This window comes from Heyndrickxia acidiproducens DSM 23148, from assembly GCF_000374345.1.
In the GTDB taxonomy this organism is placed as follows: Bacteria; Bacillota; Bacilli; order Bacillales; family Bacillaceae_C; genus Weizmannia; species Weizmannia acidiproducens.
Genome location: NZ_KB894059.1, coordinates 1 through 5,284, shown reverse-complemented (window position 1 = coordinate 5,284; position 5,284 = coordinate 1). Strand labels below are relative to the sequence as shown.

General features: G+C 41.8%; 4 protein-coding genes. All 4 read left to right on the top strand.

Features of this window, described 5'->3' with window-relative positions; all coding sequences use genetic code 11:
• A partial coding sequence (locus tag C232_RS0117930; protein WP_018665486.1) for a transposase occupies positions 1 to 232 on the top strand: 232 nt, incomplete at its 5' end.
• Positions 233 to 289: 57 nt separating this feature from the next.
• Positions 290 to 1,582 (top strand): MATE family efflux transporter, encoded by a 1,293-nt coding sequence (locus C232_RS19005; RefSeq protein ID WP_018665485.1) that lies wholly within the window; start codon positions 290 to 292, stop codon positions 1,580 to 1,582.
• 225 nt (positions 1,583 to 1,807) lie between these two features.
• Complete coding sequence (locus tag C232_RS0117920) at positions 1,808 to 4,108, top strand: TOTE conflict system archaeo-eukaryotic primase domain-containing protein (RefSeq protein ID WP_018665484.1); 2,301 nt, start codon at positions 1,808 to 1,810, stop codon at positions 4,106 to 4,108.
• 15 nt (positions 4,109 to 4,123) lie between these two features.
• Complete coding sequence (locus C232_RS20440; RefSeq protein WP_018665483.1) at positions 4,124 to 4,246, top strand: hypothetical protein; 123 nt, start codon at positions 4,124 to 4,126, stop codon at positions 4,244 to 4,246.
• Positions 4,247 to 5,284: the final 1,038 nt, after the last annotated feature.

Here is a 5,284-nt window from a genome sequence, read left to right as displayed (position 1 = left end):
AAACGGCATGGAACGACTCAATGAAGAATTTCGCCGTCGGGAACAGGTTATCCGTATTTTTCCTAACCGGGATTCCGTAATCCGGCTAATGGGTTCTGTTCTCATGGAAAAGGATGAAAAATGGGCAGAAGGACGCCGCTATTTGAAGATGGAGGACTATTTTGAATGGAAAGCCAAACAACCGAAATCGTCTGACCAATCCAACAAAGCGACAGACATTTATTCGGGTTAATTACTCTATCCCGACTGAGAGGAATTTACACACAAAAAAAGACTTGACCAAAATGAATTGGCTGTTCCTTTAATTGCTAATTCTGTTTTTGCTCTTATCATTCAATTAATTGATCAGGCGATGCTTGGTCATGTTTCGATCGCTGCTTTTCAATCCGTCGGAACGATTAGTAATTTTCTTTATACAATTAGTGGTGTTCTGGGAAGTGCTGCAATAACGTTTAATATATTGGGCTCAAGGGCGATGGGCAAGAATCAGCCAGATAAATATTATAAATATTTAATTTCATCACTTCTATTAAATGCAATCCTTGGGTCGGGATTTGCGTTGCTTATTATTATTAGCAGACTCTCCCTATTAAGTGGGTTTTATGGCTTTTCAGGGTCTACCCTAAATGCAGGAAATGCTTATCTTTTTATAGCCAGTGGGTACATTCTTTTACAGCTCATAAGTTTTACTCTAACCAACTGCTTGAAAATCAGGAAAATGACAAAGTGGATTTTTATAATTTCAACGACAACTACATTCATACATACCGGATTAAATTATACTCTTATTTTTGGCAAGCTTGGTTTTCCCCAACTAGGCGTAAGAGGAGCCGCCTTGTCCGATGTTTCCACTATTTTTTTGGATATTATTCTATACGCGGTCCTATTAAGAAATGACTTAATGAATTCCCTTAAACATCGTCCAATCTCAGTGAATTTAATGTTCACTAAAAGCCTTACATTTATGGGACAAGAAATACTTGAAGGAAGCATTTTTATTATTGGTCTGAATGCGATACTCTCACACATTGGTGGTTTGGTTTTATCCGGTTATTTACTCGTTACTCAACTTTTTCAAATTGCATTTATTCCAACATATATGTATGGAACAGCTATTGTTACCATAGTTAGCGAATATTACGGATCGAGAAAAAAGCAAGAGTTACTCGATGTTCCTAAAATCGCATCAGTACTTGTTATGTCTTTCTTTTTCATCTTAAGCTGTTTGGCTTACTTCTTTAAAAATCCTCTTATCCATTTTCTTACTAACCAATCAGATCTAGCTCATTATGCCGAAGAAATACTATTGCTTCTGTTATTTGCGAATTTATTTAGACCATTATTTGAAATTTATAAGGCAGCAATGCAATCTATCGATCAAAGTAATTTTGTACTTGGGGCATCGTTCATTGTCGAATCTATTTCCTTACTTTTTATGTTCATTTGTTCCTTCATCTTACAATTAAAATTATATGGTATAGCCATATGCTTGTTTTTAAACTATGCATCCCTATTCGTCGTTCTCTACCACTTTTATAGAAAAGGAATCACCAATATGAAAAGTTCTCAAGTTAACCTATAGGCAAGTATTTTATCACAATAACGGATCGTTTTTGTACCTTTCAAAAGGATATCAATGTATTTTTCCGCCTGATCATGCCCATACTCCATCACAGCGATCACTAGGAACGGCGTTTGAATGGGGTATGTTTTTGACCGGCCTGGCCAATACTGGGTAAAAACTTTGAACCATAGCACCTATTCTTTTAAAATAAATTATACAAATTGAACAAACGAGGGATTTGAAGTGTATAAAGAGCTATTTAAATTGGAAGGGCTGAAAAAAGAAAACCAATATTTAAAAAAGTTGCTGTCGTATATCATGCAGCATGGCAATCATCATGCTTTCGCGGTCCCTCCCGATAAAATCCTTACCAGACGCTCATCACCCGAGGAGAAAATTGCATTATTTAAGCTCCTATTTAAAGGCAGATCCGATACATACGCGGTTCGCTGGGAGACAAAAAACGGGAAGTCCGGCTATGCGCCTGCCTGCCAATTGGAGTGGCAAAGACCCATTTGCCGCAAGCCTGACATCCTGTGCAGTGATTGCGCGAATCGCCAATTGCTGCCTCTGACAAACCAAGTACTCTATGATCATTTAAGCGGAAAGAAAACCATTGGCCTCTATCCGCTTCAGAAGGACGATACTTGTTCACTTTTAGTCCTGGATTTTGATAAAAAAGATTGGCGGGAAGATGTTGCCGCATTTGTACAGGTATGTTCAAATTTTCAAGTCCCGGTAAACATCGAGCGTTCCCGGTCAGGTAACGGTGCCCATGTCTGGATTTTTTTTACTGAAAACATTCCCGCAGCACTCGCAAGAAAATTCGGACATGCTCTTTTAGAAACAGCACGGAAAATGCACCCCGATCTGGCCTTTGATTCTTTTGACCGTATGCTTCCAAACCAAGATACGTTAAGTAAAGGCGGTTTTGGAAATTTAATTGCGCTGCCGCTTCAACTCCATTCGAAAAAAGCAGGCAACAGTGTCTTTGTTGATCAGACATGGACACCATTTCCGGATCAATGGTTGTATTTATCTACTATCATGAGACTCTCTAAAAGCGACATATTAAAGGCATTAAATATTTTGGGCTTTGAGAAAGAGAATGAAATATTGCCGGAAAAAATAACAATCCGGTTAAAAAATGGGATGCACATTAAGAAAAATGAGCTTTCTGATACACTCCTTCTTGAGCTAAAAAACATTTCTTCCTTTCATAATCCTGCCTACTATAAGGCACAGGCACAAAGAAAATCAACTTACCACATTCAGAAAGTGATTCAGTGTTATGATGAAAATGAAGAAACGTTTATTCTGCCAAGAGGATGCCGCGGCAAACTGAAACAACTTCTGGAAGAACACACGATAAAAGCAGAATGGGTGGATGAAACTTACAAAGGGGAGCCGATAGACATAAAGTTTCACGGGTCACTAACGCCATTGCAGGAAGAAGCGCTGCAACAGTTCACCGTGTTTCACAATGGTGTACTTTCTGCTCCGACCGGATTTGGAAAAACGGTACTCGCAGCTGCCCTTATCGCCAAAAATAAAACCAACACTTTAATTGTTGTCGATCGTACCCAGCTCCAGCGGCAATGGAGAGAAAAACTAGCGGCCTTTCTTAACATTCCGCTAGAAGAAATTGGACAAATCGGCGGCGGTAAAAAGCAGGCAATTGGAAGAATTGATGTGGCAACCATTCAAAGTCTGCACCATAACGGGCAGACCCGATCCGTTATTACCCAATACGGGCAAGTGATTGTAGACGAATGCCATCATATTTCGGCTTTTACTTTTGAAAAAGTATTAAAGAACATACGCGCCAAATATGTTTATGGGCTTTCTGCTACACCAATCCGCAAAGACGGCCTCCATCCTATCATTTTCATGCAATGCGGATCCATTCGTTTTAAAGTAGATGCAAAGACGCAGGCAAAAATCCGGCCGTTTATCCAAAAACTAATCGCAAAGAAAACAAACTTTACTTCTCCCCACTCGGATATACAAACACTTTACAAGGAGTTAGCTGAGAATAATGAGAGAAATCAACAAATATTTAACGATGTGTTATTGGAACTCGAGGCCGGCCGCTCCCCTATGATCCTGACTGAACGGGTCGAACATGTAAAAATCTTAGAAAACAAATTTAAGGGATTTGTAAAAAATTTGATTGTTCTGTCCGGAAATTTATCTAAAAAAGAGCGGGAATTGATATTTGAGCGGCTTGAAAACATACCTGATGATTCGGAACGGCTAATCATTGCGACAGGCAAGTTTATTGGGGAAGGATTCGATGATTCCCGGCTGGATACTTTATTTTTAGCAATGCCGTTCTCCTGGAAAGGGACGCTCCAGCAATACACCGGACGGCTTCATCGTAATCATGCAAATAAAGAAGAAGTAAAAGTATACGATTATGTGGATATAAAAGTTCCCGTGTTCAAGCGAATGTATGCCAAACGTCTGAAAGGATACCGGGCAATGGGTTATGCGCTCACCCGGAAAGAAAGCGGCAAGCCTGAGCAAATGCAATTATTTTAAAGAAGGATGATAAAAATGGGTGCAAAGAAAGCAAAAAAGAAGAAACAAAAGAAAGAGGATTTTGGATCCGCAACATTTTACTGCCAGCATTGCGGCCATATTTTTGAAGTAGAGTGGGAAACAATATGGGACATTTAGGAAACTACACATGGCTACGTAGGATACAACTTGAATAATGTATGGATCGGCTGCCCGAAATGTGGAGAGTTTGTGGATAACGAAGCCCTGCCTCCTGGCACTGAGGATCTTAACATTTGACTGTCCCCGCGGAGGTTCATCCAGGCTTTCCAACTCTTGATCCAGCAGTCTCATTTGCTTATTGAAAGTGCATACTGCTTAAGTAAACAGTCTGTTTCTCGTTTGGCCAATTTCATGCCAGCTTGGGTGGCCATGCTCTATTTGGCTGCTTCCCCTAAGGGAGAATGAACGACCGTACAGGGGGAAAACCGGAATCCATGGTCGTTCATCGGGCACATGAAAAACCGCCACGGTAGATTTTCCGTATCCATGGTCGTTCATTACGGGAATGAACGACCGCACAGGCAAAAAATCAGCATTCGCGGGCGTTCATCGGGCACATGATAGACCATGTCGGAAGAATTTTCGCGTCCGCGGTAGTTCATAAGGCGAATGAACGACTGCGCTGGCGGAAAATCAACTCCTGCGGGCGTTCATCGGCCGCATGAAAGACCGCCCCATAAGATTTTCCGTATCCATGGGCGTTCATAAGGCGAATGAACGACTGCCCCACAAGATTTTCCGCGTCCACGGGCGTTCATAAGGCGAATGAACGACCGCACAGGCAGAAAATCAACTCCTGCGGGCGTTCATCGGGCACATGAAAAACCGCCCCATAAGAATTTCCGCGTCCACGGGCGTTCATAAGGCGAATGAACGACCGCGCTGGAAGAAAATCTACTCCTGCGGGCGTTCATCGGCCGCATGAAAGACCGCCCCACAAGATTTTCCGTATCCATGGGCGTTCATAAGGCGAATGAAAGACTGCGCTGGAAGAAAATCTACTCCTGCAGGCGTTCATCGGGCAAATGAAAGACCGTGTCGGAAGATTTTCCGTATCCACGGGCGTTCATAAGGCGAATGAAAGACTGCGCTGGCGGAAAATCTACTCCTGCGGGCGTTCATCGGCCGCATGAAAGACCGCCCCATAAGATTTTC